The sequence below is a fragment of the Nocardioides sp. CPCC 206347 genome (genome assembly GCF_048654605.1).
Classification (GTDB): Bacteria; Actinomycetota; Actinomycetes; order Propionibacteriales; family Nocardioidaceae; genus Nocardioides.
Window position 1 is genome coordinate 517861 of the sequence record NZ_JBMCYZ010000002.1, and the last position, 25540, is coordinate 543400.

The following is a 25540-nucleotide window of genomic DNA, read 5'->3' on the forward strand; positions in this document are numbered from 1 at the left end:
GGGAGGTACCGTCCCGACATGGCAATTCGCGACAAGATCGCCTCGAAGGCGCAGCAGCACCTCCAGCCCGGTGAGCAGATCCAGGGGGTGCTGTTCGCTCAGACAGCCAGTCAGTACCTGATTCTGATCGGCTGGATCCCGTTCCTGATCATGAACAAGTACCGCACGATCATCGCGACCGATCGTCGGATCCTCGTCTTCCACTCCGGTGTGATGACCACGACCAACTCCAAGGAACTGGTGGCCGAGCTGCCCCGCACCTTCCGGCTGGGGCCGTGGACGGGCAACGTCTGGCACCGGCACCAGATCGGCAACGAGAACCTGCGCATCCACCGCCGCTTCAAGAAGGACATCGAGGAGATCGACGGCGTCTCCGGCCAGGCGCAGGCGCCGGGTTTCCCGCCGCCACCTCCCGCGCCCCGGGCGTAGAGCGCTGACGAGGTCGTTCCCCGACAGGGCGACGATCGCGGCGTACGCTGGCGGTCCACTCGGAACAAGGGGCACCCATGAACTGGTTCACCTACCTGCTGATCGCGTTGGCCGTCGTCACCGTCGTTGTTGTCGGACTCGAGGTGGTCCGCCCGCGGCGCGCCAAGAAGAACCTCAGCACCAACCAGCGGGAGATCGAGCAGGGCGACGCGTTTCTTCGTGGCGGCAACGAGTTGAACAACCGCATGGGCCACGACGGCGGCGGTCCGTTGTGAGCCGGCCATGAACTGGTTCACCTACGCCCTCATCGCCCTGGGCGTGCTCACGGTCGGCTACCTGGTCGTCGAGGCGCGGCGACCGAACCGCAAGCGGCTGGACTTCAGCGTGCGGCGGAGTCACGAGGCCGACGTGGCGCACTTCCGTGGCCCCGACGCCGGCGGCCCGGGGAACGACGCCACGGGCGGCGGTCCGTCGCACTGACGCAGAGCCTGAAAAGCAGCTCAGCCGGACTCCGAGGAGTCCGGCTGAGCTGTTTGGGGTGAGTAACGGGACTTGAACCCGCGACATCCGCCACCACAAGGCGGCGCTCTACCAGCTGAGCTATACCCACCATGCTGACTCGACCTTGCGGTCAGTCAGGCGGGGATGAGTTTAGACGCATCCCGTCCGGAACTAGGAATTGGTGCCCTTTTCGGACGTCCCGAGCCCGGTCAGCGAGCCGCCGTACCGGGCTGCGACCTCCTTGGCAGCGGCCGCGTCGGGGCCGGGCAGCGGCACGAAGACCGTGTCGCGGTAGTACCGCAGCTCCTCGATGCTCTCCTGGATGTCGGCGAGCGCACGGTGGTTGCCGCGCTTCGTGGGCGCGTTGAAGTACGCCTTCGGGAACCACCGCTTCGAGAGCTCCTTGATCGAGGAGACGTCGACGATCCGGTAGTGCAGGAACGCGTCGAGCTCGGCCATGTCGCGGACCACGAAGCCACGGTCGGTGGCGACCGAGTTGCCAGCGAGGGCCGGGCGGCTGTCGGGCGTGCAGTGCTCGCGCAGGTACGCCATCACCTGCTCCTCGGCCTCGCGCAGCGTCACGCCGTTCTCGAGCTCGTTCAGCAGGCCGGACGTCTCGTGCATGTTGCGCACGAACTCGATCATCTGGTCCAGCGCCTCGGCCGGAGGCTTGATGATGACGTCGACGCCCTCCCCGAGCACGTTGAGGTCGAAGTCGGTCACCAGGGCTGCTATCTCGATCATCGCGTCGTTGACGAGGTCGAGCCCCGTCATTTCACAGTCGATCCAGACCAGTCGTTCGTTCACGAGGGTGCACCCTACGCCGTACCTCTTTCTCAGGACTCGCTCAGCGGGTGCCACTAACCTCGGGGCCGTGAACCGAACACTGCCCTGGGTGGGTCTGCTCGCCCGGCTGGTGACCGGTGGCGTGTGGATCGTGGCGGGTGGTCTGAAGATCACCGAGCCGGAGGCGAGCATCGCGGCGGTGCGCGCCTACCAGCTGCTGCCGTCGTCGGTCGCCGAGGTCGTCGGCATCGCCCTGCCCGCGGTGGAGCTGGTCATCGGCCTCGCGCTGGTGGCCGGTGTCCTGACCAGGGGCGCCGCGATCCTCTCGGCGTTGCTGTTCGTCGCGTTCATCATCGGCATCGCGTCCGTCTGGGCGCGGGGGATCGAGATCGACTGCGGCTGCTTCGGCGGCGGCGGTTCGAAGGCGGGCGCCACCTCGGACTATCCGTGGGAGATCGCCCGCGACGGTGCCCTGCTGATCGCTTCACTCTTCATCGCGTCGGTACGACGAACCCGACTGGCGCTGGATTCCGTACTGTTCGAAAGGCGCTCGGCCTCGATGGCCGACGTCCCTGAAGGAGCTGAGAACTGATGTCCAACGACAACTCGAAGGCCACGGCCCGGGCCAAGGCTGCCGAGCTGCGCGCCGAACAGGCCAGGCGAGAGGCCCGTCGCCGCATCCTCACGATCGCAGCCGTCGTCGCTGCGATGGTGCTGATCGTCGGCGGCGCGATCGGGATCAGCTTGCTCAACAAGAAGGACGTCAAGGCGGTCGCGGCCGGGTCGAGCGACTACGGCGTGACCATCGGCGACAAGGATGCGCCGCACTCGGTGATCATCTACGAGGACTTCCTGTGCCCGTACTGCGGCGCGCTCGAATCGGAGACCCGCGGCGACCTCGAGGACCTTGCCGCCGAGGGCAAGGTGCTGGTCGAGTACCGGCCGTTCAACCTGCTCGGCGCCGAAGGCCGGACCTACCCGATCCGGGCCGCGAACGCGTTCGCCCTCGTGCTGGAGAAGTCCGGCCCGGACGTGGCGAAGAAGTTCCACGACCTGCTCTTCGAGAACCAGCCCTCCGAGGCCAACGCCGACGCGGAGGCGAGCAACGACGACATCATCGAGCTGGCCGTCGAAGCCGGTGCCTCGGAGTCGGACGTACGCGACGGCATCGAGAACCTGTCGCACGCGTCCTGGGTCACCGAGGCCACGGACGAGGCCCACAAGGCCAACGTCCAGGGCACGCCCACGATCATCCTCGACGGCGAGGTGTTCGACGACGGCCGCACGGTCCAGGACCTTGCGACGAACCTGATCGCAGCGGTGGACTGACCACGTGCTGCACAGCCCCCTGAGCGGATTCATCGCCGGCCTGCCCAAGGCCGAGCTCCACGTCCACCACGTCGGCTCGGCGTCCGAGCGGATCGTGTCCGAGCTGGCCGAGCGCCACCCGGGCACGGTGCCCTCGGATCCAGCCCTGCTGCGGGAGTTCTTCGCGTTCACCGACTTCGCGCACTTCATCAAGGTCTACCTCGCGGTGGTGGACCTGGTGAAGACGCCCGAGGACGTCCGCTACCTCACCTACGAGATCGGTCGCGAGCTCGCCGAGGGGCAGTCGGTCCGCTACGCCGAGCTCACCTGCACGCCGTACACGTCGGTGCTGCCGGACGAGCCCGGCAAGGGCATGGCGATCGAGGCCTACACCGAGGCGATCGAGGACGCGCGGGTCGCGGCCGAGCGGGACTTCGGGCTCGTCCTGCGATGGATCTACGACATCCCGGGGGAGTCCGGCCTGCCGGCCGCTGACGCGACGCTCCGCTTCGCGCTGGACCACCCGCCGGAGGGGCTGGTCGGCTTCGGGCTGGGCGGTCCGGAGATCGGGGTTCCGCGCGAGCAGTTCGCGCCGCACTTCGCTGCTGCGCGTGCCGCCGGACTCCACTCGGTGCCGCACGCCGGCGAGACGACCGGGCCCGGGACGATCTGGACCTCGATCCGCGAGCTGGGCGCCGAACGCATCGGCCACGGCACGTCAGCCGCTGGCGATCCCGCACTGCTGGCGTACCTCGCCGAGCACCGGATCCCGCTCGAGGTCTGTCCGTCGTCCAACGTCGCCACCCGCGCCGTCGCGACCCTCGCCGAACACCCGTTGCCGGTGTTCGTCGACGCCGGTGTCCTGGTCACGATCAACTCCGACGACCCGCCGATGTTCGGCACCACCCTCAACCGGGAGTACGAGATCGCCGCCGACCTGCTGGCGCTCGACGCCTCAGGTGTCGCCGACCTGTCGGCTGCTGCGGTCGGTGCGTCGTTCGCCCCGGACGAGGTGAAGGCCCGCCTGCTCGATGAGATCGAGTCCTACGCGAAGGCCGTCGAGTAGAACGAGTCGGCCAGGTTCGTCGAGTAGCCGCGAGGAACGAGTCGGCCAGGTTCGTCGAGTAGCCGCGAGGAACGAGCGGCGTATCGAGACGCAGAAGCATTCAGCCCCGCGGAGCTCATACTCCCGCGGGGCTGTCGCTCTTTTGTACGACGTCCGCCGGGTGTGCCGGGGGAGGCGCGCCGCGAGGGGGAGTCGTGCGGGTGAGAGTGACCCCTGGGTCACTCTCACCCGCACAACTCGGCGGGGTGCCCCCGGCAGGAGTCGAACCCGCAGCCTGAGAGGTAGAAGCTCCCTGCTCTATCCAGTTGAGCTACGGAGGCAGTGCTTCGAGGATATCGGTGTCCGTGGGCGTGATGAATCTCCCTGTGGCGAGCTATACCCCCTAGGGGTATAGTTCCCCGGGTAGTCAACGGAAGGACTGCCCATGAACCCCCGCAACGCCCTGGCCGCCAGCGCAACGCTCCACTGCCTCACCGGCTGCGCCATCGGCGAGATCGCCGGCCTGATGATCGGGACCGCGATCGGACTGTCGACGGGCCAGACCATCGTGCTCGCGGTCAGCCTCGCCTTCGTGTTCGGCTACCTGCTGTCGTCGCTGCCGCTGATGGGTGCCGGCATGCGGTTCGGCCAGGCGCTCCGGTTGGTGCTGGCGGCCGACACCATCTCGATCATCGTCATGGAGGTCGTCGACAACGCGGTGATGGCGGCGATCCCCGGGGCGATGGACTCCGGCCTGGTCGACCCCGTCTTCTGGCTGGCCATGATCCTGGCCCTGTCGGCGGCGTTCGTCGCGGCCTTCCCGGTCAACCGCTACCTCATCGACCGCGGCAAGGGCCACGCCCTGCACCACGCCCACCACGCCCACCACGACCACCACGACCACTACGAGCACGACGAGCACGACGAGCACTCCGGAATGGAGCACCACTGATGAACGTCAACACCCTTGCCGCCGGCGTGATCGGCTTCCTGCTCGGAGGCCTCGTCGTCTCGACCGCCGCCTCGCTCGAGGACGACGGCGAGAAGTCGCCGAGCCACGGCTCCGGTCACGCGGTGGTCAGCACCCGCTGAGGTTCACTCCGTCTTGAGGGCGATGGCCGTCGCCACGGCGGTGTGCACCTCGGGGTGGAAGACCGACGGCATGATGAAGCTCGCGTTGAGCTCGTCGTCGTGTACGACGTGCGCGATCGCGTCGGCGGCGCGCAGCATCATGTCGGTGGTGACCTCGGTGGCGCGGGCGTCGAGCAGGCCCCGGAAGACGCCGGGGAAGGCGAGCACGTTGTTGATCTGGTTCGGGAAGTCGGAGCGTCCCGAGGCCACCACGGCGGCGTACTTCGCGGCCAGTGCCGGGTCGACCTCCGGGTCCGGGTTCGCCAGCGCGAAGACCACGGGGTCGGGCGCCATGGTCGGGATCCACTCCGCCTGGAGCACGCCCGGGGCGCTGACGCCGATGAAGACGTCGGCACCGACGAGGACGTCCTGCAGGCCGCCGCGGCGTTCGTCGCGGTTGGTCAGGCTCGCCAGCTCCACGTGGGCGGGGGAGAGGCCCTCGTCGCCGGCGACCAGCGCGCCGGCGCGGTCCACGACGACGACGTCCCGCACACCGGCCGCGATCAGCAGCTTCACGATCGCGGTGCCGGCGGCCCCGGCGCCGGAGACGACGACGCGTGCGACGCCGATCTCCTTGCCGACCACGCGCAGCGCGTTCGTCAACGCGGCGACCACGACGATCGCCGTACCGTGCTGGTCGTCGTGGAAGACCGGGATGTCGAGCCGTTCACGCAACCGGGCCTCGATCTCGAAGCAGCGCGGCGCGGCGATGTCCTCGAGGTTGATGCCGCCGAAGCCGGGGGCGATCAGCTCGACGGCGCGCACGATCTCGTCGGTGTCCTGGGTGTCCAGGCAGATCGGCCACGCGTCGATGCCGCCGAACCGCTTGAACAGGGCGGCCTTGCCCTCCATCACGGGAAGGGCGGCGCCCGGGCCGATGTTGCCCAGGCCGAGCACGGCGCTGCCGTCGGTGACGACGGCGACGGTGTTGCCCTTGATGGTGAGGCGGCGCAGGTCGGCGGGGTTCTCGGCGATCGCCATGCAGACCCGGCCCACGCCGGGGGTGTAGGCGAGGGAGAGGTCGTCGCGGGTCTTCAGCGGGACCTTGGAGCCGACCTCGATCTTGCCGCCGAGGTGGATCAGGAACGTGCGGTCGGAGACCTTGTGCACCTCGACGCCCGGAACGCCCTTGACCGCCTCGGTGAGCTCGCCGGCGTGCTCGGCGTCGGCCGCAGAGCACGTGACGTCGACGGTGAGGCGCTGGTTGCTCGACTCGGCGACGTCGATCGCGGTGACGACACCGCCTGCTTCGGCGATCGCCGTCGCCACCCCGCCGACCACGCCGTGGTCGACCGTGGTGTGCAGGCGCATGGTGATGGAGTACGAGGACGCGGTGGCAGTTCGCTTGGGCACGGGTCGAGTCTGGTCCCGCGTAGTGGTTACTCGGAAGTCAGTGCGGAAACTGTTCATACTGGTCACGACGCTGGACAAGTGTCCAGTCGGCAGTCAAACTTCCCGGATGATGCCCGAGATCGGCTGCTACGGACTGGCCGGCCACACCGCGTCCCCGCGTGACCTGCTCACCGAGGTGCGCCTCGCCGAAGACCTCGGCATCGGGTCGGTGTTCCTCTCCGAGCGGTTCAACGTCAAGGACGCGGGCGTGCTGGCGGGTGCCGTCGCGGCGGCGACCGAACGGATCGGCATCGCCACTGCGGCCACCAACCACAACACCCGACACCCCTTGGTCACCGCCACCCTCGCGACATCGGTCCACCGGATGAGCGGAGGCCGCTACGCCTTCGGTCTGGGCCGCGGCTTCGACCTGCTCTTCGACGTCATGGGACTCCCGCGCGTCACCAGCGCGCAGATGGCCGACGCGATCTCGATCTACCGCCGGCTGTGGCACGGGGAGGCGTTCGGGCACACGGGACCCGCCGGCGACTACCCGTACCTGTCGCAGGACCCCGCCTTCGACGAGGACATCCCCGTGCTGATGATGGCGATCGGTGACCAGTCGCTCCGGCTGGCTGGCCGCGTCGCCGACGGTGTCGTGCTGCACACCTTCTTCACCGACGAGACCCTCGCCCGTGCGGTGGCCACGATCCGCGGTGCGGCAGCAGAGGCCGGTCGCGATCCGGCATCGGTGCGGATCTGGTCGGTGCTCGCCACCGTGGAGGAGTCGATCTCCGAGCAGGACCGGCTCCGCAAGCTCGTCGGTCGGCTGGCCACCTACCTGCAGGGGTACGGCGAGGTGCTGGTCCGGGCCAACGGCTGGTCGCTCGACGACCTCCAGCGGTTCCGGGACCACCCCCTGGTGCACGGTTATCCCGGTGCGTTCGACGCGATCGGGACGGTCGAGGAGCTCCGACGGCTGCAGGACGAGGTCCTTCCCGCCGAGTGGCTGGCTGCTGCTGCCAGCGGCTCCGGCGAGGACTGCGCGCGACGGATCCAGGACCAGCTCGACGCCGGCGCCGATTCCGTCGTACTGCACGGGGCAACGCCCGGGGAGCTCGTCCCCGTGGTGAAGGCCTGGGCTGCGGTGCGTGACCCCGCTCTCGATGCGCTGCCCCTCAACCCGGGCTGGTCGCTGGTGAGCGCAGGAGCCCGATGAGCGCCTTCGTCCCGCTGGTGGCGGATGTCGACGGCCTGACGCCGGAGTGGCTGACCCTCGCTCTCGGCACCCAGGTCGACGCAGTCGACGTGCAACCGGTCGGAACCGGCCAGATCGGCACCTGCTACCGCCTGACGTTGCGGGGCGACCCGGCACTGCCGGCGACCGTGCTGGCGAAGCTGCCCGCCGTCGACCCGGCGGCGCGAACGATGCTCGCCAATCCCTATCGCACCGAGGTGCGGTTCTACGACGAGATCGCCCACATGGTCGCGGTCCGGGTGCCAGCGACCCACCACGCCGCGATGGCGCCCGACAGCGGCGACTTCGTCCTGCTCCTGGAGGACCTCGCCCCGGCCGTGCAGGGTGACCAGGTCGCTGGGTGCCCGGCGACGCAGGTCGAGGACGCGGTCGTGAACCTCGCCGGGCTCCACGGACCGCGCTGGTGCGACCCCGCGTTGCTCGAGATCGAGGGCCTGTCCGTCAACGGCCCCGAGGACGCCGCGCTGATGGCCGAGCTGTTCGGCCCGGCCGTCGAGCTGTTCGTGGAGAACCTCGCCGACCAGCTCTCCGCGGATGACATCAGGACCGTGCGGGCGATCGTGCCCGTGATCGAGCAGTGGGCCCTCGCCCGGCCCGAGCGGTTCGGGCTGGTGCACGGCGACTACCGCCTCGACAACCTGCTGTTCCCGCCCGACGGCGGGCCTGGCGTGGTGGCGGTCGACTGGCAGACCCTGAGCCTGGCCCTGCCGGCCCGCGACCTCGCGTACGTCGTCGCAACCAGCCTCGATCCCGAACCTCGTCGCGTCGCGGAAGAGGCGCTCGTCGCTGCCTACCACCGGGCACTCGTCGGGCACGGTGTCACGTCGTACTCGCGGGAACAGTGCTGGGACGACTACCGGTTCGCGATGCTGCAGGGACCACTGGTCTGCGTGTTCGGCCAGGCCTACGGGACCCGTACCGAGCGCGGGGACCGGATGTTCGCCGTCATGACGGCACGGTGCTGTGCGGCGATCCGTGACCTGGGGACCATTGCGTCGGTCTGAAGGACCTGTCGACACTCTGGCGCGCAGAGGCGGCAGGACTCCTCTGCGTCCTGCCGCCTGACTTCGGTACTCGCTGGCCGGCCCCGAGGCGGTGGGTCGTGCGGATCAGCCGGTGATGTGGACCGGCGGCAGGCCGTCACCTGAGAGCGTCAGGTCGAAGTCGGTCGCCAGGATCACGACGTGCTGCTTTCCCGTGCACTCGAGGGTGGAGATCGGCGCGATCGTGAGCGAGCCGGTGGTCTGGCCGTTCCGGACGGGGAACGTGCCGGTCGCGTTGACTCCGACCGTCTCCGACTTCGGGACACCGTTGACCGGATTGCCGCTCTTGGTGAAGCACTGGGACGTGGTGGTGACGGTGCCGGTGAGGCTGAACTCGACACTGGTCGCCGTGTTGCCCAGTCCGACCGCCTTCCACGACACGACCAGGCTGTTGCCGTCGACGGTTGCCGTGGGGCCCTTGATGTAGTGCGGGCTGTCGGCGTATGCCGGAGAGGGCATCACGCCTCCTGCCACGACGAAGCAGGCCAACAGGGTGGCCAGTAGTGCAATGAGCTTCCTGTACATGAGCTTCTCCAAAGGAGAGTGCGTTCTCTGTTGTGCGTTCGCGAGCCGTCGTCGGGTTGCAGTTCGGTGACAGAAGGGCTCGCTGGCGCGACCGGTCGAACCGGTCTCGGGGATGCTCGACGAAGCGGATCCCCGACTGGGGTCGTGATGGCCGCGCAATGACTGGCTAGGTCTCGTCGTCACAGCTCCGGGGCCGGGGGGCCGCGCCCGGACGTGGGAGGGCAGGCGGCAGGGAACCACGAGAAGCAGCAACTCGTTGCCCTGTACACGCGTGTTTCCCCGGAGACTCCTCGATGCCTTGCGCACGAAATGCGCCTCGTCCCCGGTGCGTTTCAGCGTCCAATTGTTCAGGCTGCTCCTCCGCCCGAGGCCTGTCAAGAACCTCCCCGGACGGTCGCGACCAGGCGGTCTCAGCCGCGGAGCGAGCCCATCCACTCCTCGATCGCGTCGGGGGTGCGGGGCAGGGCCGAGGACAGGTTGCGGACGCCGTCGGCAGTCATGACGACGTCGTCCTCGATGCGGATGCCGATGCCGCGCAGCTCCTCGGGAACGAGCAGGTCGTCGGCCTGGAAGTAGAGGCCGGGCTCGACGGTGAGCACCATTCCCTCGACCAGGTCAGCGTCGCGGTAGGCCTCGGGCGCCGCGTGGCCGCAGTCGTGCACGTCCATGCCGAGCATGTGGCTGGTGCCGTGGAGCGTCCAGCGGGAGTAGACCTTCGAGTCGGGGGACAGGGCTTCGTCGACCGACACGGGCAGCAGGCCGAGGTCGCCGAGGCCGTGCGCGAGGACGTTCATCGCGGCGTCGTGGCCGGCGAGGAACTTCTCGCCGGGCTTCAGCGCTGCGATGGCGGCATCCTGTGCCTGGAGCACGAGCGTGTAGAGGTCGCGCTGCAGCGGCGTGAAGGTGCCGGAGACAGGAATCGTCCGGGTCACGTCGGCGGTGTAGAGGTTCGCGCCCTCGACGCCCATGTCGAGCAGCACCAGCTGGCCGGGGACCATCCTCCCGGAGTTCTCGATCCAGTGCAGCGTGGTCGCGTGCGGTCCGCAGGCCACGATCGAGTCGTAGCCGAGGTCGTTGCCCATGGTGCGCGCGCGACGGAAGAACGTGCCTTCGAGCCAGCGTTCGCCGTGCTCGAGGACCTGGTCCCACTCGCGGACGCAGTCCTCGAAGCCGAGGGTGGTCGCGTCGACGGCAGCCTGGAGCTCGGTGACCTCCCAGTCGTCCTTGACCAGGCGCATCTCCGAGACGACGCGGGCGAGCTCGGTGTCACGCCCCTCGTCGCCGGAGACCAGGGCGTCGACGTCGGCCGCCACGTTGCGGTGCACGCGGGTCTTGGCGCCGCCCGCAGCGAGATCGGCGGCCAGGTCGTCGACGTGGCGAACCGACAGCCCGAGGGCGGCCTCCAGCTCCTCGGCCGACGGGCGCTTGCCGGCCCACAGGGCGCCGTACTGGCGGTCCCGGAAGAACTCGTCGCTGTCGCGGCCCGAGCGCGGTCGGGCGTACAGCACCGAGGATCCGTCGGGCTCGATGACGAGCGTGGCGTCCGAGGTCTGGTTGCCCGAGAAGTACGCATGGGCCGTGTCGGCGCGGAAGCGGTAGTCGGTGTCGTAGGCCCGCACCTTGTAGCCGCCGCCGGGAAGGACCAGCCGCTCGCCGGGGAACGCTTCGGCCAGCCGGGTACGTCGCGCGGCTGCCGGATCTGCGACGGCCTGACGCTCCACGGCGGCGCCGCGATCGTCCCAACCGGTCCGCATGAAGGCGAGGTAGGCCTCCGGGACGGCGGGGTCGTGCTGTTCAGTCTTGAGCTGGGGGGTGTTGTCACTCACCCCTCCCACTGTACGCCGCGATCAGGGCCGCACGTCAGGCTCCCGATAGGCTGCAGCCCATGTCCACAGCACCCCGCAACAGTGTTGCCTTCACGGTCGTCGTGACCGTGGCGGTCGCTGTCGGGGCACTGCTGACGCTCCTCGTGCTCGCCCTGTCGGGTGCTCCGGGGACCACGCTGGTCGCCACCGGCCTCGCTGCGGTCCCCGTCGGACCGGTGCTGGCGGCGTACCTCTGGCTCGACCGTTACGAGCCCGAACCCAAGGCATTGCTGGCCTTCGGCCTGGCCTGGGGCGCCTTCGTGGCGACCATGGCGGCCGTGGTCGTGCAGGGCCTCGGGGGACTCCTCGTCGGCTTCACCGACGACTTCTCGCTCGCCGTCGCTGCACCCATCGTCGAAGAGGCCAGCAAGGGCCTGTTCCTGGTGCTGCTCCTGTGGTGGCGTCGTGCAGAGATCGACGGCATCCTCGACGGCATCGTCTATGCCGGCATGGTCGGCGTCGGGTTCGCCTTCACCGAGAACATCCTCTACCTCGCCGCGGCCTACAACGGCTCCGACGGCATGGGCCCCGGCGGCGTCGAGGCGGTGACCGGAACCTTCGTCCTGCGCTGCATCTTCAGCCCCTTCGCGCACCCGCTCTTCACGGCCTTCACCGGCATCGGCATCGGCCTCGCGGTGACCTCGCGCACCACGTCGGTGCGCTGGCTGGCACCGCTCGGTGGGTACGCGCTCGCCGTACTCGCCCACGGGCTGTGGAACGGCTCGACCGTCTTCGGCTTCGGCAGCTTCCTCGTGGTCTACCTCGTGATCATGGCGCCCGCCTTCATCGGCCTGGTGGCGCTGGCCTGGTGGGCACGGGAGACCGAGGCCACGATCCTGCGGGCCGCGCTCACCGATGCCGCCCACCGCGGGCTGCTGCCGGCCACCGACATCGGCTGGGTCGTGAACCTGCGGGCACGCCGTCAGGCCCGCCAGCACGCCCGCAGCAACGGCGGCCCCGACGCCGAGCGCGCGATGCGCGACTACCAGCAGGCAGCGATCGAATTGGGCTTCCTGCATCACCGACTTCTCCGAGGCACCGCGCCTGCCGACTGGCAGCTGCGCGGACAGGACTTCCTCGGTCGGATCCAGGCCGCTCGGCCGCGGATCGCATTTCCCGGACAGGTGGTACCCCAGCGATGACCCCCGGACACCAGGCCCTGACCGGTGCCGACTTCCACGACGACGGACTCAGCTCCCGCATGCTCACCGAAGTGGTGCGGCTGCACGGGGCGCTGAAGGCTGCGCCGTTGCCCCTCGACCTGCCCGGCGTGAGCGCCCTGCGGGTCGGGCGCGAGCAGGTCATCGACCAGCTCGAGGACTACGTCATCCCGCGCCTCGCCGAGGTCGAGGCGCCCCTTCTCGTCGTCGTCGGCGGTTCCACCGGCGCCGGCAAGTCGACCCTCGTCAACACCATCGTCGGCCACAAGGTGACCACGCCCGGCCTGCTGCGGCCCACGACCCGTTCGCCCGTCCTGGTGCACCACCCCGACGACCACCGCTGGTTCGGCGTCGACCGGCTGCTGCCCGACCTGGCCCGTGTCTACGACCCGACCCTCGACCAGAACGCGATCCAGCTGGTCCCCAGCACCCAGGTGCCGCGCGGGTTGGCGATCCTCGATGCCCCGGACGTCGACTCGGTCGACGAACGCAACCGTGAGCTCGCGGCCCAGCTGCTCGCCGCCGCCGACCTGTGGCTCTTCGTGACCTCCGCTGCGCGGTACTCCGACCAGGTCCCGTGGGAGCACCTCAAGGTCGCCGTCGAACGCAACACCGCTGTCGCGCTGGTCCTCAGCCGCACGCCCGCCGACGACGTCGCGACGGTCTCGGTGCACCTCGCCCGGATGATGGCTGCCCGCGGCCTCAAGGACAGCCCGCTGTTCACGGTCGCCCACGGCACCGTCAGCGACGACGGCCTGCTCCCGACGTCGTACGCCGCGGAGATCCGCGGTTGGCTCGAAGCCCTCGCCGCCGACGCGTCCGGACGACGTGAGCTCGTCAGCCAGACCGTGGCCGGTGCCGTCCGCACCGTCACGCGCAAGGCCTTCCCGATCGCCGACGCCGCGGCCCTCCAGGTGGACGCGATCGCCGAGCTCCTGGTCGTCGCCGACAAGGTCTACGACGACGCGCAGACCGAGCTCACCACGGCCGCTGCCGACGGCACGCTCCTGCGGGGTGACCTGCTGGCGCGCTGGCAGGAGTTCGTAGGAAGCGGCGAGCTGGTGCGCAGTCTCGAGGCGAAGGTCGGCTTCGTCCGCGAGCGCCTCGTGAACGCGATCAAGGGCAAGCCGCAGCAGGCCGAGCGGGTCGCCGTCGCGATCGAGATGGCGCTGGAAGCAGCCGTCGCCGATCACGCCGAACGTGCCGCCGGCATCGCGTCCGACGGCTGGCGCGAGAAGGAGTACGGCGAAGGCCTGCTCGCCTCCACGACCGACGATCTCACTCGTGCGGGTCGTGCGCTGCGCGCCCGCACCGAGCAAGAGGTCCGTGGCTGGCACGAGGAGCTCCAGGAGTTCGTGCGGCACGAGGCCGGCGACGCCCGGCACAGTGCCCGGTTCCTGGCCCTGGGCGTGCACGGCCTGGCCGTGACCCTCGGTGTGGTGGCCCTTGCCGGCCCGGCGCCGCGCGGTCAGTCGGCCGAAGCGGTCCGTCTCGGGCAGACGCTGCTGGAGACGGTCCTCGGTCGCGACGCGACCGAGCGGATCATCAACCAGGCACGCGGCACCCTCGCCCGCCGGCTGTCGACCTTGATGAGCGCCGAGCGTGCCCGCTACCTTGCGCCCGCGGCGCAGTGGGAGCTCAAGCCCGATGCACCTCACCAGCTGCGCCAGGCGGCGCGACGCGTGGACGACCTGCGGTTCGCCGCGGCCAAGAAGGGAACCGGTGAACACCTGTGACGGATGCGCTCGAGGAGGCAACGCCGCAGCTCGGTGACCTGGCCACCCGCGGGACCGCGATCGGCACCCGGGTCGCCGGACTCGGTGACGCTGTCGTGGCTGCCCGTGGTCACGTCCCCGACGGGATCCTCGATGACGTCGCTGCTGCTGCCGACAAGGCGACCGGACGACTGAAGCTGTCCGCGCGCCACACGGTGGTCGCCATCGCGGGCGCCACCGGCTCCGGCAAGTCCTCGACCTACAACGCGCTCACGGGACTGGAACTGTCCTCGGTCGGCATCCGTCGTCCCACGACCTCCTGGGCCACGGCCGTGGTGTGGGGGAGCGAAGGCGCCGAGGAGCTGCTCGCGTACCTCGGCATCCCGCCGCGTCACCAGACGATGCGCGACTCGATGCTCGACAGCCGGCACGACCACGCCCTCGATGGCGTCGTCCTGCTCGACCTGCCCGACCACGACTCGACCGAGGTCTCCCACCACCTCGAGGTCGACCGGCTGCTCGCCGTCGCCGACCTGATGGTCTGGATCCTCGACCCCCAGAAGTACGCCGACGCCGCGGTGCACGACCGGTACTTCAAGCCGATGGCCACGCACCAGGGCGTGATGCTGGTGGTCCTGAACCACATCGACACCGTCCCCGAGGACCGTCGTCAGGCGATGGTCGACGACGTCCGCCGGCTGCTGGTCGCCGACGGCCTGCCGAACGTCCAGGTGCTCGCGATCTCGGCCAAGGCCGGTATCGGCATGGACGAGTTGCGCGCCGAGATCCAGCGTCGCGTGGCCGACAAGCGCAGCACGACCGCGCGCGTCGAGGCCGACGTCGTGGCCGCTGCTGGCCGGCTCGAGTCCGCAGGCGGTAGGACGCCTGCGGTCGCGCTGCCTGTAGCGCGGGTGCGCGACCTCGAGGAGGTCGTGGCCGACGCCGCCGGTGTCTCCTCCGTGGTCGACAGCATCGAGCGCACCCTGGGCTCCTCGGCGAAGCGCGCGGTCATGTGGCCGCCGCTGGCGCTCCTGAACCGCCGCGACCCCGACGTGGAGGCCCTCGACGGCGCCCCGCGGATCGCGCCCCTGGACCGCGCGACCGTCGACACCGGCGTTCGCGGACTGGCTGACGAGCTCAGCGACGGCGTGGGTCCCGCGTGGTCGCGTCAGGTGCGCACCGCCGCCACCAGTCGGCTCGCCGAGCTCGGTGACCGCCTGAACCACGAACTGGGCAGGGTCCCCCTCGGGGGGCGTCTTCCGTTCTGGGTCGGCGCCGTCCGTCTCCTGCACTGGTTGTTGCTGCTCGCTGCGGTTGCCGGCCTGGCCTGGTGGGGCGTTGGCGCCGTGCAGGGCAAGGTCGAGGACCTGCCCGAGGTCGCCGGGCTGCCGCTGCCGCCCCTGGTCGGTGGAGGAGCCCTGGTGCTCGGGCTGCTGCTGGCCATCGTCGGGCGCATCCTGGTCAAGGGCCTGGCCCGGACCCGCGCCGAGGCGGCCGACGACCGGCTGCGTGCCGTCGTGCACGGACTGGTCGACACCGAGGTCGTCCAGCCGGTCAGTGCCGAGCTGGCGTCGTACGCAGCCTTCCGCCGGGGCGTGGACGCCGCCAAGGCCTGACGCCGCAGCGGTTTCACGAGTGCCGTCTCGTGCCGTTTGTCGTCCCCAGCCCCGGCCGGTGTGGCTGGTTGTGCACAGGGTCGACCGCTGACGCGGCCATGCGTCGGCGATTCGCAGTGAACTCTCCCTCGACCGGTCACGCAGGTGCCCGGCATCGACTGAGAGGGCAGGCAGATGGCGAACGAAACGATGGTCACGATCCAGGGCTGGATCGGGAACACCCCGGTGGTGCGCGATGTCGGCGGGGTTCCGGTGCTGAACTTCCGTGTGGGCTGCACCCCGCGCCACTTCAACAAGGCCACCGGCACGTGGGTCGACAGCGAGACCCAGTGGTACGGCGTGAGTGCGTGGCGACGTCTTGCCGCGAACGGCGCGAAGTCGCTGGGCCACGGTGACCCGGTCATCATCCAGGGTCGCCTCAACCACCGGACCTACGTGAACAAGAACGGCCTCGAAGCCGTGGCCGTGGAGATCGAGGCATTCACCATCGGCCACGACCTGACCCGCGGGATCGCGTCGTTCGTTAAGGCACCAGCCCAGGCGCCGGCCCAGGCGCCGGCCCAGGCTCCTGCACAGTCACCGGGCCAGGCAGCGGCGGAGCCGTGGGTGGCGCCGGTGGCACCCCACGCCGCGGCCTGACGGGCCCCGACCCCGGCCTCGGCCGGCGGTCGGGCGCTGCGTAGCCTTGAGGCATGGCGGAATATGTGCTCGCACTGCGCAATGTGCGCAAGGCCCACGGCGACAAGGTCGTCCTCGACAACGTGACGTTGTCCTTCCTGCACGGCGCGAAGATCGGTGTCGTCGGACCCAACGGCATGGGCAAGTCGTCCCTGCTCAAGCTGATGGCGGGGCTCGATGTCCCCAACAACGGCGACATCGTGCGCGACCCCGACGCCACGGTCGGCATGCTCCAGCAGGAGCCGCCGCTGACCGAGGGCAAGACGGTGCTGGAGAACGTCGAGGAGGCGGTCGCCGACATCAAGGCGAAGATGAAGCGCCTCGAGGACGCCTACATGGAGATGGGCGACCCCGACGCCGACCAGGACGCCCTGATGGCCGAGACCGGGGACCTGCAGACCGAGCTCGACAACGCCAACGCCTGGGACCTCGACAGCCGCCTCGAGCAGGCCATGGACGCGCTGCGCTGCCCGCCCTCCGACAGCCTCGTAGACACGCTCTCCGGTGGTGAGCGCCGCCGCGTCGCGTTGTGCAAGCTGCTCCTGCAGCAGCCCGACCTGCTGCTCCTCGACGAGCCCACCAACCACCTCGACGCCGAGTCGGTGCAGTGGCTCGAGGGCCACCTGAAGGCCTACCCGGGCGCCGTCCTCGCGGTCACCCACGACCGGTACTTCCTCGACAACGTCGCCCAGTGGATCGCCGAGGTCGACCGCGGCCAGATCCACGGCTACGAGGGCAACTACTCGACGTACCTCGAGACCAAGAAGGAGCGACTCAAGGTCGAGGGCGCCAAGGACGCGAAGCGCGCCAAGATGCTGGAGAAGGAGCTGGAGTGGGTTCGCTCCAACGCCAAGGCCCGCCAGACGAAGTCGAAGTCGCGTCTCGCGCGCTACGAAGAGCTCGCCAACGAGGCTGACAAGGCCCGCAAGATCGACGCGGCCGACATCAACATCCCGCCCGGCCCGCGCCTCGGCGACGTCGTCCTGGAGGCCAAGAACCTCACCAAGGGCTTCGAGGACCGCGTCCTGTGGGACAACATCTCCTTCACCCTCCCGCGCGCCGGCATCGTCGGCGTCGTCGGTCCCAACGGCGTCGGCAAGACCACGTTGTTCCGGATGATCACCGGCGGCGAGCAGCCCGACTCCGGTGTCCTCACCGTCGGCCAGACCGTGAAGATCTCCTACGTCGACCAGAGCCGTGGCGGCATCGACCCGAAGAAGAACGTCTGGGAGGTCGTGTCCGACGGCCTGGACTTCATCAAGGTCGCCAACTTCGAGATGAACAGCCGCGCGTACGTCGCGTCGTTCGGCTTCAAGGGCCCGGACCAGCAGAAGAAGGCCGGGGTGCTCTCCGGTGGTGAGCGCAACCGCCTCAACCTCGCGCTGACCCTCAAGCAGGGCGGCAACATGCTGCTCCTCGACGAGCCCACCAACGACCTGGACGTCGAGACCCTGTCGGCCCTCGAGGACGCCCTGCTCGACTTCCCGGGCTGCGCGGTCGTCACCTCCCACGACCGGTGGTTCCTCGACCGCGTCGCCACGCACATCCTCGCCTGGGAAGGCACCGAGGACAGCGAGGGCGAGTGGTTCTGGTTCGAGGGCAACTTCCAGTCCTACGAGGACAACAAGATCGAGCGCCTCGGCGTGGAGGCGGCCCGTCCGCACCGCGTCACGCACCGTCGCCTGACCCGCGACTGACCCGGCAGGTGGGGGTCCGGTGGCGCCTTCGGCGCCTCCCGAGGCCACCCCTGCGGGCCTAAAGCGGGGACCCCGCCGCCGGCGCAACTGTGGTGCGCACATGGACATGTTGCTGGACGCCGGCGGCACCCCGATGGGCCCGCAGGGGTACCTCGTCCGGCGCCGAAGGCGCCACCGGACAATCTGGCTCCGACTCAGTGGCGGAACTCGCGCTCCGGGTGCCCGGCGATCAACTGGTCACAGACGGCGTCCATGACGCGGCCGAGCGCGGCCAGGTCGGCTGCCGGCACGAGGTCGACGAGTGACTGGCGCACGGTCTCGACGTGGCTCGGTGCCGCGGTCTCCAGCATCTTCGCGCCCGTGGGCGTCAACTGGCAGACCACGCCGCGGCCGTCCTCGGTGGAGTCGCATCGGGCGACCAGCCCGGCGCCCTCCATCCGCTTCACCGTGTGGGTGACCCGGCTGCGGCTGTGCGCCAGCGCCGCGGCCAGCTTCGCCATCCGCAGCTGGCCGCCCGCTTCGGAGAGGCGGACGAGGATCTCGTACTCGACGGCCGCCAGGCCGTGGTCACGGCGCAGGTCCTCGTCGAGCCGGTCGAGCAACAGGGTGGTGCCGAGCAGGAACGAACGCCAGGCCTGCTGCTGCTCGTCATCGAGCCAGCGCGGCTCGGCAGGAGAGCCCGCGGTGCTGTCGTCGTCCGCTGTCACGCGCGTCAGTGTAGGTCGTGGCGCATCAGTACCCGGGGATGTCCGTTGAGTACGGACGAGGTGGTGGCGACCTCGCGGAAGCCAGCTGCTTCGAAGTTCGCGCGGAGTCCGGCGTACGCCATCGTCTGGTCGACCTTCGCCTGGCCGTTGTCGAGCGGATAGGCCTCGAGGGCCGGGGCGCCGCCGTCACGGGCGTAGTCGATGGCGCCGGCGATCAGGGCGTGGGAGATGCCGCGGCCGCGGTGGCCGGGTCGGACGCGGATGCACCACAGAGACCACACCGGCAGGTCGTCGACGTGGGGAATCCGCCGGTTGGTGGCGAAGGTCGTGTCAGCGCGTGGCGCGACGGCGGCCCAGCCGACCGGCTCGTCGCCGTCGTACGCCATGACTCCGAGGGGGCCGTCGGCCAGCAGCCCGGCGACGAACTCACCGCGCTCGGGCCCCTTCAGCTCGTTGTTGACCTTCGAGGGGATGCGGTAGCTCAGGCACCAGCAGACGTTGGCGTCGGGCCGCTTCGGCCCCACCAGCGTGCGTACGTCCTCGAAAACGGTGGCGGGCCGCACCTCGACGTCCATGACGTCGAGGCTACGGCCCACCAGGTCTTGCCGCCGAGCGAACTCGACCTCTGCTCAAGCCAACTGCGCGCGCGGCAGCGCGGCGGGAGGCGTCGACGGGCAGCTTGCTGCACCGGATCAACGCCGAAGACGCGCTCGCGCCATCAGTCAGATGCGTTCCAGGATCATGGCCATGCCCTGGCCGCCGCCGACGCACATGGTGATCAGGCCGGTGGTCTTGTCGTGCCACTCCAGGGAGTTCAGCATCGTGTTCTGGAGGCGGGCGCCGGTCATGCCGAAGGGGTGGCCGACGGCGATGGCGCCGCCGTTGATGTTCAGCTTCTCCATCGGGATGCCGAGGTCCTCGGCGGACGGCAGCACCTGCGCGGCGAAGGCCTCGTTGATCTCGGCGAGGTCGATGTCGTCGATCGTCATGCCGGCGTGCTTGAGGGCGTTGCGGGTCGCCTCGACCGGGCCGAGGCCCATGATCTCGGGGGACAGGCCGGAGACGCCGGTCGACACGATGCGGGCGAGCGGCGTGAGGCCGAGCTCGGCCGCCTTGGTGTCGGACATGATGACGACCGCTGCCGCGCCGTCGTTGAGCGCGCAGCAGTTGCCGGCGGTGACCACGCCGTCGGGGCGGAACACCGGCTGCAGGCCGGACAGTGCTTCGTAGGTGACACCGGCGCGAGGGCCGTCGTCCGCCGAGACGACGGTGCCGTCAGCGAGGGTGACCGGGGTGATCTCGCGGGCCCAGAAGCCGTCCGCGATCGCCTTCTCGGCGAGGTTCTGCGAGCGCACACCGAAGGCGTCGAGGTCTTCCCGCTTGAGGCCGCGCAGGCGCGCGACGTTCTCGGCGGTCTGGCCCATGGCGATGTACACGTCGGGGACGAGGCCGTCCTCGCGCGGGTCGTGCCAGTCCTTGCCGCCCTGGGCGTACTCCTCGGTGCGCACCTGCGCGTCCGCGAAGATCGGGTTCTTCGTGTTCGGGATGTGGTCCGACGTGCCGAACTGGAAGCGCGACACGGTCTCGACACCGGCGGAGATGAACACGTCGCCCTCGCCGGCCTTGATCGCGTGGAAGGCCATCCGCGAGGTCTGCACCGAGGACGAGCAGTAGCGGGTGATCGTCGCGCCGGGGATCTCGTAGCCCATCAGCGAGGTGACGATGCGGGCCATGTTGTTGCCGGCCTCGCCGCCGGGCAGGCCGCACCCGAGGTAGAAGTCGTCGACGTCGTTCGGGTTGAGCGCGGGGATCTTGTCGAGCGCGGCCTGGGCGATCAGCGCGGTCAGGTCGTCGGGACGGAAGTCCTTGAGGGAGCCCTTGTTGGCCCGTCCGATCGGGGTACGAGCAGCAGAAACAATGACGGCCTCGGGCATGAACACTCCTGGGTACGGTGAAGACGGATCGAGCACAGCGTAGTGCGCCCAGAATGGAACTCGTTCTACTAGTGGTGAATGCCACGTCCCGGTCCCGTGCGATGGGGACCCTGCCCCGGGTCGACGGTCGTCGTGGAACCATGCTCGGGTGCGCCATCGCTATGAGTGCCCCCTGCGCTGGGCCGACCTCGACCTCCTCGGGCACATCAACAACGTGCGCTACGTCGACTACCTCCAGGAGGCCCGGGGTGCGCTGCTCCGCGCGTGCCTGCACGCGGCGGGCGTCGAACGCCATGAGGGCGACGGCTTCATCGTGGTCCGCCACGAGGTGTCGTTCCAGGCTCCGCTGAAGCTCGGCAACTCGTCGGTCTCCATCGAGTCCTGGGTGACCGGCATCCACGGCGGCAGCTTCACCCTCGACCACGAGATCTTCCGGGACACCGCCGAGGGCGAGCGGGTCGTCTTCCTCCGCGCCCGGACGGTGGTGGCGCCCTTCGTGCTGGCGACCGGTGCGCCGCGCCGGATGACGGCACAGGAGCGGGCCGCACTGGCGCCGTACGCCGAGAGCGGTGAGCGCTCCCGTCCTGTCCAGGTGGCGGTGCCGCGCGAGCACGCCGTGCACTATCCCGTCCAGGTTCGCTTCTCGGACCTCGACATCTATCGCCACGTCAACAACGTCGTCTACTTCGAGTACTTCCAGGAGGCGCGGATCGCGCTGTTCCGGAAGCTCAAGGAGACCCTCGCCGACTTCCCGCGGATCAATGTGGTCGTCGCGCAGACCAACCTGGAGTACGTCGCCCCGATCACGCTGCGGGCCGAGCCGTACGACTGCTGGTCCATCGTGACCGCGATGGGCGGCAAGTCCATGACCATCGAGGCCGAGATCGTCGATGGGTCCGGCGCCGGCGCCCGTGGCGGTGTGCTGGCCCGTTCCCGGTGCGTCCTGGTGTTCTTCGACGCGATGACGCAGCGCTCCGTCGTGCCGCCTCCGGGCTACCGCGAGGCGATCGTCGAGGCCCTGGGTGGTCCGCTGAAGGACAGCTTCACCAGCCGGCCGGCAGCTGGGTGAAGTCGGGCTGACGTCCCTCGGCGAAGGCCGCCAACGCTTCCAGGTTGGCGGGTCCGCCCATCAGTTCAGCGAACGCCGCGTTCTCGCGGTCGCGCGCCGCGCGGATCGCTTCGCGATGCGGTTCGGTCATCGTGCGCTTGACGGCGATGAGTGAGGAGATCGGCCGGGCTGCGAGCACCTCGGCGTGCTGACGCGTGACGGGCAGCAGGTCGTCGGGTTCGCACACCCGCAGGACCAGGCCCATCGCCTGTGCCTCCTCGGCACTGATCCATTCCGCCGAGAGCAGGGTCCAGGCGGCGTTCTGCCGACCCACCAGTGCCGGGAAGAGGTACGACGACGCGGCTTCGGGTGCGACCCCGAGTGAGGTGAAGGGGCACTTCAGGCGTGCCTGGGTCGACATGAACGCCAGGTCGGCGAAGCCGAGGATCGTGGCCCCGATGCCGAGGCCCAGTCCATTGACGGCCACGACGAGCGGCTTGGGAAAGTCGACGAGTGCATCGAGCAGTCCGACGAAGCCGTGCTTGCCGCGCGGGAAGTCCGGGTCGGTCGCGATCCGGTGCATCTCGAGCAGGTCGGTGCCCGCGCTGAAGGCCCGGCCGCTGCCGGAGATGAGCACCACCGCGACCGACGGATCCCGGGCCGCGTCGAGCAGCGCGTCGGCCGTGGCGTCGTACAGCTCCTCATTGAAGGCGTTGAGGGCCTCGGGACGGTTGAGGAGAAGGGTGCGGACCCGGTTCGTGTCGGAGACGAGGAGCGTCATGGGCCAAGAATAGAACGCGTTCTACTCGGCGACGGCCGATCGCAGGCGTTTGAGTCCGCGGTGCCGTGCGACGCGCACGGCGACGGCCGTCATCCCGAGGGCGGTCGCGGTGGCAGCGACGTCCATGTCGAGGACTTCGAGACAAGCGACGACGTCGCGCTCGCGCGGCGGGAGCCCGGCCAGCGCCTGGCGCACCCACTCGTCGCCGATCAGGGACTTCTCGGGACCTGGGGATTCCTGGTCGGCGGACACGGCCAGCGCCCCGAGACCACGGCTGCGGGTGCCGGTCCGGCGCCACGCGTTGGCGGCGTGGTTGCGGGCGATCCCGAACAGCCAGCCACCGAAGTCGGACGTGGACCCGTTGAAGTCGGCGATCCGTTCGGCTGCAACGAGCCAGGTGGCGGCCGCGAGGTCCTCGGGTGCCTCGCCACCGGGGGAGGTGCGCGCCTCGAGCCAGAGCAGCAGTCGACCGGCGTGGGCACGGTAGAGATCGCGCCACGCTGCCGAGTCACCGCTCTTGGCAGCGGCGACGAGTTCGTCGTCGGCGCGCACGGACGTGTCCCACCCCTGTCGGCCAGCTCTTCAGCCCGAGGGAATCTCCCGAACCTACTTCACCATTGTCGCGTCTTCCGCACCGCAGCGGAGGGGAATCGGCCCGTCAGTTTTACTTTCGTGACGAGCGGGTCGACGTGGACTGCTTGGTCCGGCTGGACTTGTGCTTCGCCTTGCCCTTGGCCTTGGCAGCCTTGGCGTCGGCCTTGCCGAGCGCCTTGCTGTTCGACGCGTTGCGCCGGGCAGTGTTCGGGGCCGGGTCGTCGCCGTGCGCCTGGTCGGCCACGGAAGAGGGTGTGCCCGGAAGCCCCGGGGACACGGGGCTTCCGGGCGAGATGGATACGTCGCGTTGTGGGGTGGCGACGTCTCCGTGACTCGGCGGGCCGGAGGGCTCCTGCTGGGACGGGGCGTCGGCGGGGGAGAGTGGGGTCTCCATGCCGTTGCCGCCCGCCCAGGTTGCTGCCGCGACGACAGCCACCGAGGCTGTCGCGACGATCATCCGGAGTCCAGCCGACCGAGCCGTTCGGGGGGCGGCCGCGCGTGAGCTCGCGCTCAGGTCGGCCAGCATTCCGAGGAACACCACGTCCGGCTCCAGCGTCGGTGCGTCGACGCGGAGCTGGTGTGTGCGGTGCTGACTCGTCATGTCCTGTTTCTGGTTTGCGGGGGTGTTGCCGGGTTGCTGCTCCGTCAACCCCCGCCCGGGAAGAGGGCTGCCTTCACACTGAACATGTAGGCAGGTCGGCGAAGTGTTACGCCGGTTCAGCAGTTTCTTCGTCGACCGCCCGGTTGCGGAGCCGCCGGAGCCCGCGATGGTGGGCCACCCGTACGGCGACGGCGCTGATGTCGAGCGCTGTCGCGGTCGTCGCGACGTCCATGTCGAGCACCTCGCGACAGGTCACGACGTCGCGCTCCCGTTCCGGGAGGGTGGACAGGAGCCGACGCGCCCAGTCGGCGTCGCTCGAGGTGGCCTCTGGCCCCGGATCGCTGGCGGAGGGGCCGTCGGTGAGGGCGATGTGGTCGCGCCGTGCGGCGCGGCGCCGCGCATTGGCCGCCAGGTTGCGAGCGATGCCGAACAGCCACCCTGCGAAGTCGTCGCTGGTGCCGTGGAAACCGGCGATCTTCTCGGCGGCGACCAGCCAGGTGCTCGAGGCGATGTCCTCGGGACTCTCCTCCCCGGACTGGCGGGTCCGGAGCCACAGCAACAGGCGAGAGGCGTGGGCTCGATAGAGCTCACGCCACGCATCAGAGTCGCCCTTCTTGGCTGCGGCGACGACCTCGTCGTCTGTCGTCACCGCCCCCGGTCCACCAGAACTTCCTGCGGCCGGGGGGTGGGGGCGGAACCGCGGGGAACGGGCGGGGTCGGAACACGACTGAGTCCCGGCGGAAGGGATGTCGCCGGGACGTCAGGGAGTTTCGGGAGGCTGGGCACCGTGGGCAGATCGGGTACCTGCGTCGGCAGGTCCGGGCGCCGACCCGGTGGGACCCCCTCGGGGACGCCGGGTGCACCGGAGCCGGCTGGCACGCTCACGGGGGGACGCCCGGACGGCGGGCTCCCGACCTGGGCGCCACCTGCTGGCGAGGACTGCCCGCCAGCAGGTGACGTCGGGGTGTCCGAAAGTGGGGTTCGGACGCCTCCAGGTGTTGGGTCGGTCGGCTGTTGCGTCACCTGCTCCTCAGGGCGAAACGGAGATTCCGTTCCGGGCAGGGCACCCGCTGCCCACGAGGTTGCACCAACCGCGATCGCACCCCCCAGCACAATCGCGAATCGGGCGCCAGCCGACCGACCCGGTCGCACAGCAGGAGCCGTCGAGCTTGCGCTCAACTGCGCCAATTGCGCGAGCAGTACCGGATCAGGGTCGACGGGGCGCAGCTCTGCGCCCAGGGTGTCGATCCAGTCCGGCCGGGTCATGGTTCTCTTTCGAGTGTCGTCGCCGTGGCCGCAGATGCGGTCACGGACGAGGAACCGGGGAGTCCCTCGTGCTGTACCTGTCGCGGAGCAGAGCCGCCGTTACATGGTGGCAGGAATTTCTTTCAGCCGGTCGTGTTGACCATGAAGTTCGCGGCGTGGGTGACGTAGGCCCAGAACCGAGCGTCCTGCTCGGGCGTGAGCGCGGCGCTGTCGAGCGCGGCCCGGAAGTGGCCGAGCCAACGGTCGCGCGCGTCGAGGTCCACGGCAAAGGGCGCGTGCCGCATCCGCAGCCGCGGGTGGCCACGCTGTTCGGAGTACGTCGTGGGACCGCCCCAGTACTGCACCAGGAAGTACAGGAAGCGCTCCTCGGCCGGGGCGAGGTCGGCCTCCGGATACATCGGCCGGAGTACGACGTCCTGGGCGACACCTTCGTAGAACTTCGCCACGATCCCGCGGATCGTCTCGAAGCCACCGATCTCGTCGTAGAAGCTCGGGGCGTCACTCATCGTCGATCACGCTG

28 protein-coding genes and 2 tRNA genes are annotated in these 25540 nt (G+C 69.7%); 16 read left to right on the forward strand and 14 right to left on the reverse strand.

All coding sequences use genetic code 11. From position 1 onward, the window contains the following. Nucleotides 1-18 precede the first annotated feature (18 nt). The 3 genes from ACOACQ_RS08855 (at nucleotide 19) to ACOACQ_RS08865 (ending at nucleotide 909) form a co-directional block, all read left to right on the forward strand. Nucleotides 19-429 carry a hypothetical protein gene (locus ACOACQ_RS08855; protein WP_378605343.1) on the forward strand — a complete coding sequence of 137 codons (411 nt, stop codon included), beginning with the start codon at nucleotides 19-21 and terminating at the stop codon, nucleotides 427-429. Between the two features lie 77 nt (nucleotides 430-506). Beyond that, nucleotides 507-704, forward strand: coding sequence for a hypothetical protein (locus tag ACOACQ_RS08860; protein ID WP_378605340.1), 198 nt, complete (start codon nucleotides 507-509; stop codon nucleotides 702-704). Nucleotides 705-711: 7 nt separating this feature from the next. Then, a complete protein-coding gene (locus ACOACQ_RS08865) occupies nucleotides 712-909 on the forward strand; it encodes a hypothetical protein (RefSeq protein WP_378605337.1) in 198 nt (65 codons plus the stop codon). 54 nt (nucleotides 910-963) lie between these two features. On the opposite strand, the gene ACOACQ_RS08870 is transcribed toward ACOACQ_RS08865, so the two are convergent. Further along, nucleotides 964-1039: transfer RNA gene (locus ACOACQ_RS08870), tRNA-His, on the reverse strand. Nucleotides 1040-1101: 62 nt separating this feature from the next. Next, nucleotides 1102-1737 carry an oligoribonuclease gene (gene orn, locus ACOACQ_RS08875; protein ID WP_378605334.1) on the reverse strand — a complete coding sequence of 212 codons (636 nt, stop codon included), beginning with the start codon at nucleotides 1735-1737 and terminating at the stop codon, nucleotides 1102-1104. A 67-nt stretch (nucleotides 1738-1804) separates the two neighbouring features. Here orn and ACOACQ_RS08880 point away from each other — a divergent pair, with 67 nt between their 5' ends. Genes ACOACQ_RS08880 through ACOACQ_RS08890 form a run of 3 tightly spaced genes read left to right on the forward strand, consistent with a single transcriptional unit; the run spans nucleotide 1805 to nucleotide 4090 of the window. Then, the gene (locus ACOACQ_RS08880) at nucleotides 1805-2308 is read left to right on the forward strand and encodes a MauE/DoxX family redox-associated membrane protein (RefSeq protein ID WP_420288087.1); all 504 of its coding nucleotides are present in this window, start codon (nucleotides 1805-1807) and stop codon (nucleotides 2306-2308) included. Continuing rightward, on the forward strand, nucleotides 2308-3045 hold the full coding sequence (locus ACOACQ_RS08885; RefSeq protein ID WP_378605328.1) for a DsbA family protein: 738 nt from the start codon (nucleotides 2308-2310) through the stop codon (nucleotides 3043-3045). Before ACOACQ_RS08880 ends, ACOACQ_RS08885 begins: the two co-directional genes overlap by 1 nt. 4 nt (nucleotides 3046-3049) lie before the next feature. After that, entirely contained in the window at nucleotides 3050-4090 is a 1041-nt protein-coding gene (locus ACOACQ_RS08890) for an adenosine deaminase (protein ID WP_420288088.1), read from the forward strand. A 246-nt stretch (nucleotides 4091-4336) separates the two neighbouring features. On the opposite strand, the gene ACOACQ_RS08895 is transcribed toward ACOACQ_RS08890, so the two are convergent. Continuing rightward, nucleotides 4337-4410, reverse strand: a tRNA-Arg gene (locus ACOACQ_RS08895). 104 nt (nucleotides 4411-4514) lie between these two features. Between ACOACQ_RS08895 and ACOACQ_RS08900 the strand changes: the two genes are divergently transcribed. Together ACOACQ_RS08900 and ACOACQ_RS08905 are read left to right on the forward strand one after the other, a co-directional pair. Beyond that, complete coding sequence (locus ACOACQ_RS08900; protein ID WP_420288089.1) at nucleotides 4515-5021, forward strand: DUF4396 domain-containing protein; 507 nt, start codon at nucleotides 4515-4517, stop codon at nucleotides 5019-5021. After that, on the forward strand, nucleotides 5021-5161 hold the full coding sequence (locus ACOACQ_RS08905) for a hypothetical protein (RefSeq protein ID WP_378596412.1): 141 nt from the start codon (nucleotides 5021-5023) through the stop codon (nucleotides 5159-5161). The genes ACOACQ_RS08900 and ACOACQ_RS08905 overlap by 1 nt, the downstream gene beginning before the upstream one ends. A 3-nt stretch (nucleotides 5162-5164) precedes the next feature. Here ACOACQ_RS08905 and ACOACQ_RS08910 read toward each other — a convergent pair whose 3' ends face one another. Beyond that, nucleotides 5165-6511, reverse strand: a complete 1347-nt coding sequence (locus ACOACQ_RS08910; RefSeq protein WP_378596444.1) for an NAD-dependent malic enzyme — start codon at nucleotides 6509-6511, stop codon at nucleotides 5165-5167. Nucleotides 6512-6659: 148 nt separating this feature from the next. Here ACOACQ_RS08910 and ACOACQ_RS08915 point away from each other — a divergent pair, with 148 nt between their 5' ends. Together ACOACQ_RS08915 and ACOACQ_RS08920 are read left to right on the forward strand one after the other, a co-directional pair. Continuing rightward, on the forward strand, nucleotides 6660-7751 hold the full coding sequence (locus ACOACQ_RS08915; RefSeq protein WP_378596414.1) for a TIGR03857 family LLM class F420-dependent oxidoreductase: 1092 nt from the start codon (nucleotides 6660-6662) through the stop codon (nucleotides 7749-7751). Continuing rightward, on the forward strand, nucleotides 7748-8794 hold the full coding sequence (locus ACOACQ_RS08920; RefSeq protein ID WP_378596415.1) for a phosphotransferase family protein: 1047 nt from the start codon (nucleotides 7748-7750) through the stop codon (nucleotides 8792-8794). The genes ACOACQ_RS08915 and ACOACQ_RS08920 overlap by 4 nt, the downstream gene beginning before the upstream one ends. A 105-nt stretch (nucleotides 8795-8899) precedes the next feature. On the opposite strand, the gene ACOACQ_RS08925 is transcribed toward ACOACQ_RS08920, so the two are convergent. Beyond that, nucleotides 8900-9292 carry a hypothetical protein gene (locus ACOACQ_RS08925; RefSeq protein ID WP_420288090.1) on the reverse strand — a complete coding sequence of 131 codons (393 nt, stop codon included), beginning with the start codon at nucleotides 9290-9292 and terminating at the stop codon, nucleotides 8900-8902. A gap of 476 nt (nucleotides 9293-9768) precedes the next feature. Next, nucleotides 9769-11184, reverse strand: a complete 1416-nt coding sequence (locus tag ACOACQ_RS08930; RefSeq protein ID WP_378596417.1) for an aminopeptidase P family protein — start codon at nucleotides 11182-11184, stop codon at nucleotides 9769-9771. Nucleotides 11185-11243: 59 nt separating this feature from the next. On the opposite strand from ACOACQ_RS08930, the gene ACOACQ_RS08935 reads away from it, so the two are divergent. The 5 genes from ACOACQ_RS08935 to ettA all read left to right on the forward strand — a co-directional run bounded on the left by ACOACQ_RS08935 (nucleotide 11244) and on the right by ettA (nucleotide 18089). Continuing rightward, entirely contained in the window at nucleotides 11244-12365 is a 1122-nt protein-coding gene (locus tag ACOACQ_RS08935) for a PrsW family intramembrane metalloprotease (RefSeq protein ID WP_378596418.1), read from the forward strand. After that, nucleotides 12362-14119 carry a dynamin family protein gene (locus ACOACQ_RS08940; RefSeq protein WP_378596419.1) on the forward strand — a complete coding sequence of 586 codons (1758 nt, stop codon included), beginning with the start codon at nucleotides 12362-12364 and terminating at the stop codon, nucleotides 14117-14119. Before ACOACQ_RS08935 ends, ACOACQ_RS08940 begins: the two co-directional genes overlap by 4 nt. After that, nucleotides 14116-15714 carry a GTPase gene (locus ACOACQ_RS08945; protein ID WP_378596420.1) on the forward strand — a complete coding sequence of 533 codons (1599 nt, stop codon included), beginning with the start codon at nucleotides 14116-14118 and terminating at the stop codon, nucleotides 15712-15714. Before ACOACQ_RS08940 ends, ACOACQ_RS08945 begins: the two co-directional genes overlap by 4 nt. 174 nt (nucleotides 15715-15888) lie before the next feature. Beyond that, nucleotides 15889-16353 (forward strand): single-stranded DNA-binding protein, encoded by a 465-nt coding sequence (locus tag ACOACQ_RS08950; RefSeq protein WP_378596421.1) that lies wholly within the window; start codon nucleotides 15889-15891, stop codon nucleotides 16351-16353. 53 nt (nucleotides 16354-16406) lie between these two features. Further along, the gene (ettA, locus tag ACOACQ_RS08955) at nucleotides 16407-18089 is read left to right on the forward strand and encodes an energy-dependent translational throttle protein EttA (protein ID WP_378596422.1); all 1683 of its coding nucleotides are present in this window, start codon (nucleotides 16407-16409) and stop codon (nucleotides 18087-18089) included. A gap of 194 nt (nucleotides 18090-18283) precedes the next feature. Here ettA and ACOACQ_RS08960 read toward each other — a convergent pair whose 3' ends face one another. The 3 genes from ACOACQ_RS08960 to ACOACQ_RS08970 form a co-directional block, all read right to left on the reverse strand. Continuing rightward, nucleotides 18284-18796: a MarR family winged helix-turn-helix transcriptional regulator gene (locus tag ACOACQ_RS08960; protein WP_378596423.1), complete on the reverse strand. Its 513-nt coding sequence runs from the start codon at nucleotides 18794-18796 to the stop codon at nucleotides 18284-18286. 5 nt (nucleotides 18797-18801) lie between these two features. Then, nucleotides 18802-19371, reverse strand: a complete 570-nt coding sequence (locus ACOACQ_RS08965) for a GNAT family N-acetyltransferase (RefSeq protein ID WP_378596424.1) — start codon at nucleotides 19369-19371, stop codon at nucleotides 18802-18804. 147 nt (nucleotides 19372-19518) lie between these two features. Further along, complete coding sequence (locus tag ACOACQ_RS08970) at nucleotides 19519-20730, reverse strand: acetyl-CoA C-acetyltransferase (protein WP_378596425.1); 1212 nt, start codon at nucleotides 20728-20730, stop codon at nucleotides 19519-19521. Between the two features lie 148 nt (nucleotides 20731-20878). Here ACOACQ_RS08970 and ACOACQ_RS08975 point away from each other — a divergent pair, with 148 nt between their 5' ends. Then, on the forward strand, nucleotides 20879-21799 hold the full coding sequence (locus ACOACQ_RS08975; RefSeq protein WP_378596426.1) for an acyl-CoA thioesterase: 921 nt from the start codon (nucleotides 20879-20881) through the stop codon (nucleotides 21797-21799). Here ACOACQ_RS08975 and ACOACQ_RS08980 read toward each other — a convergent pair. The 5 genes from ACOACQ_RS08980 to ACOACQ_RS09000 form a co-directional block, all read right to left on the reverse strand. Next, nucleotides 21774-22559, reverse strand: coding sequence for an enoyl-CoA hydratase/isomerase family protein (locus tag ACOACQ_RS08980; protein ID WP_378596427.1), 786 nt, complete (start codon nucleotides 22557-22559; stop codon nucleotides 21774-21776). The two genes, ACOACQ_RS08975 and ACOACQ_RS08980, sit on opposite strands and share 26 nt — an antisense overlap. A gap of 21 nt (nucleotides 22560-22580) precedes the next feature. Next, entirely contained in the window at nucleotides 22581-23111 is a 531-nt protein-coding gene (locus ACOACQ_RS08985) for an RNA polymerase sigma factor (RefSeq protein ID WP_378596429.1), read from the reverse strand. 112 nt (nucleotides 23112-23223) lie between these two features. Then, nucleotides 23224-23754, reverse strand: coding sequence for a hypothetical protein (locus ACOACQ_RS08990; RefSeq protein ID WP_420288091.1), 531 nt, complete (start codon nucleotides 23752-23754; stop codon nucleotides 23224-23226). 106 nt (nucleotides 23755-23860) lie between these two features. After that, complete coding sequence (locus ACOACQ_RS08995) at nucleotides 23861-24403, reverse strand: RNA polymerase sigma factor (RefSeq protein ID WP_420288092.1); 543 nt, start codon at nucleotides 24401-24403, stop codon at nucleotides 23861-23863. 739 nt (nucleotides 24404-25142) lie between these two features. Next, nucleotides 25143-25526, reverse strand: coding sequence for a globin (locus ACOACQ_RS09000; RefSeq protein ID WP_378596432.1), 384 nt, complete (start codon nucleotides 25524-25526; stop codon nucleotides 25143-25145). Nucleotides 25527-25540 lie beyond the last annotated feature (14 nt).

Bases quoted from the DNA above. Each gene is read 5' to 3' on its own strand.
- ACOACQ_RS08935 (WP_378596418.1), top strand. From the start codon at position 11,244: ATGTCCACAGCACCCCGCAACAGTGTTGCCTTCACGGTCGTCGTGACC.
- ACOACQ_RS08915 (WP_378596414.1), top strand. From the start codon at position 6,660: ATGATGCCCGAGATCGGCTGCTACGGACTGGCCGGCCACACCGCGTCC.
- ACOACQ_RS08855 (WP_378605343.1), top strand. From the start codon at position 19: ATGGCAATTCGCGACAAGATCGCCTCGAAGGCGCAGCAGCACCTCCAG.
- ACOACQ_RS08910 (WP_378596444.1), bottom strand. From the start codon at position 6,511: ATGCGCCTGCACACCACGGTCGACCACGGCGTGGTCGGCGGGGTGGCG.
- ACOACQ_RS08900 (WP_420288089.1), top strand. From the start codon at position 4,515: ATGAACCCCCGCAACGCCCTGGCCGCCAGCGCAACGCTCCACTGCCTC.
- ACOACQ_RS08980 (WP_378596427.1), bottom strand. From the start codon at position 22,559: ATGACGCTCCTCGTCTCCGACACGAACCGGGTCCGCACCCTTCTCCTC.
- ACOACQ_RS08860 (WP_378605340.1), top strand. From the start codon at position 507: ATGAACTGGTTCACCTACCTGCTGATCGCGTTGGCCGTCGTCACCGTC.
- ACOACQ_RS08905 (WP_378596412.1), top strand. From the start codon at position 5,021: ATGAACGTCAACACCCTTGCCGCCGGCGTGATCGGCTTCCTGCTCGGA.
- ettA (WP_378596422.1), top strand. From the start codon at position 16,407: ATGGCGGAATATGTGCTCGCACTGCGCAATGTGCGCAAGGCCCACGGC.
- ACOACQ_RS08970 (WP_378596425.1), bottom strand. From the start codon at position 20,730: ATGCCCGAGGCCGTCATTGTTTCTGCTGCTCGTACCCCGATCGGACGG.
- ACOACQ_RS08920 (WP_378596415.1), top strand. From the start codon at position 7,748: ATGAGCGCCTTCGTCCCGCTGGTGGCGGATGTCGACGGCCTGACGCCG.
- ACOACQ_RS08940 (WP_378596419.1), top strand. From the start codon at position 12,362: ATGACCCCCGGACACCAGGCCCTGACCGGTGCCGACTTCCACGACGAC.
- ACOACQ_RS08950 (WP_378596421.1), top strand. From the start codon at position 15,889: ATGGCGAACGAAACGATGGTCACGATCCAGGGCTGGATCGGGAACACC.
- ACOACQ_RS08885 (WP_378605328.1), top strand. From the start codon at position 2,308: ATGTCCAACGACAACTCGAAGGCCACGGCCCGGGCCAAGGCTGCCGAG.
- ACOACQ_RS08925 (WP_420288090.1), bottom strand. From the start codon at position 9,292: ATGCCCTCTCCGGCATACGCCGACAGCCCGCACTACATCAAGGGCCCC.
- ACOACQ_RS08865 (WP_378605337.1), top strand. From the start codon at position 712: ATGAACTGGTTCACCTACGCCCTCATCGCCCTGGGCGTGCTCACGGTC.
- ACOACQ_RS09000 (WP_378596432.1), bottom strand. From the start codon at position 25,526: ATGAGTGACGCCCCGAGCTTCTACGACGAGATCGGTGGCTTCGAGACG.
- ACOACQ_RS08965 (WP_378596424.1), bottom strand. From the start codon at position 19,371: ATGGACGTCGAGGTGCGGCCCGCCACCGTTTTCGAGGACGTACGCACG.
- ACOACQ_RS08990 (WP_420288091.1), bottom strand. From the start codon at position 23,754: ATGACGAGTCAGCACCGCACACACCAGCTCCGCGTCGACGCACCGACG.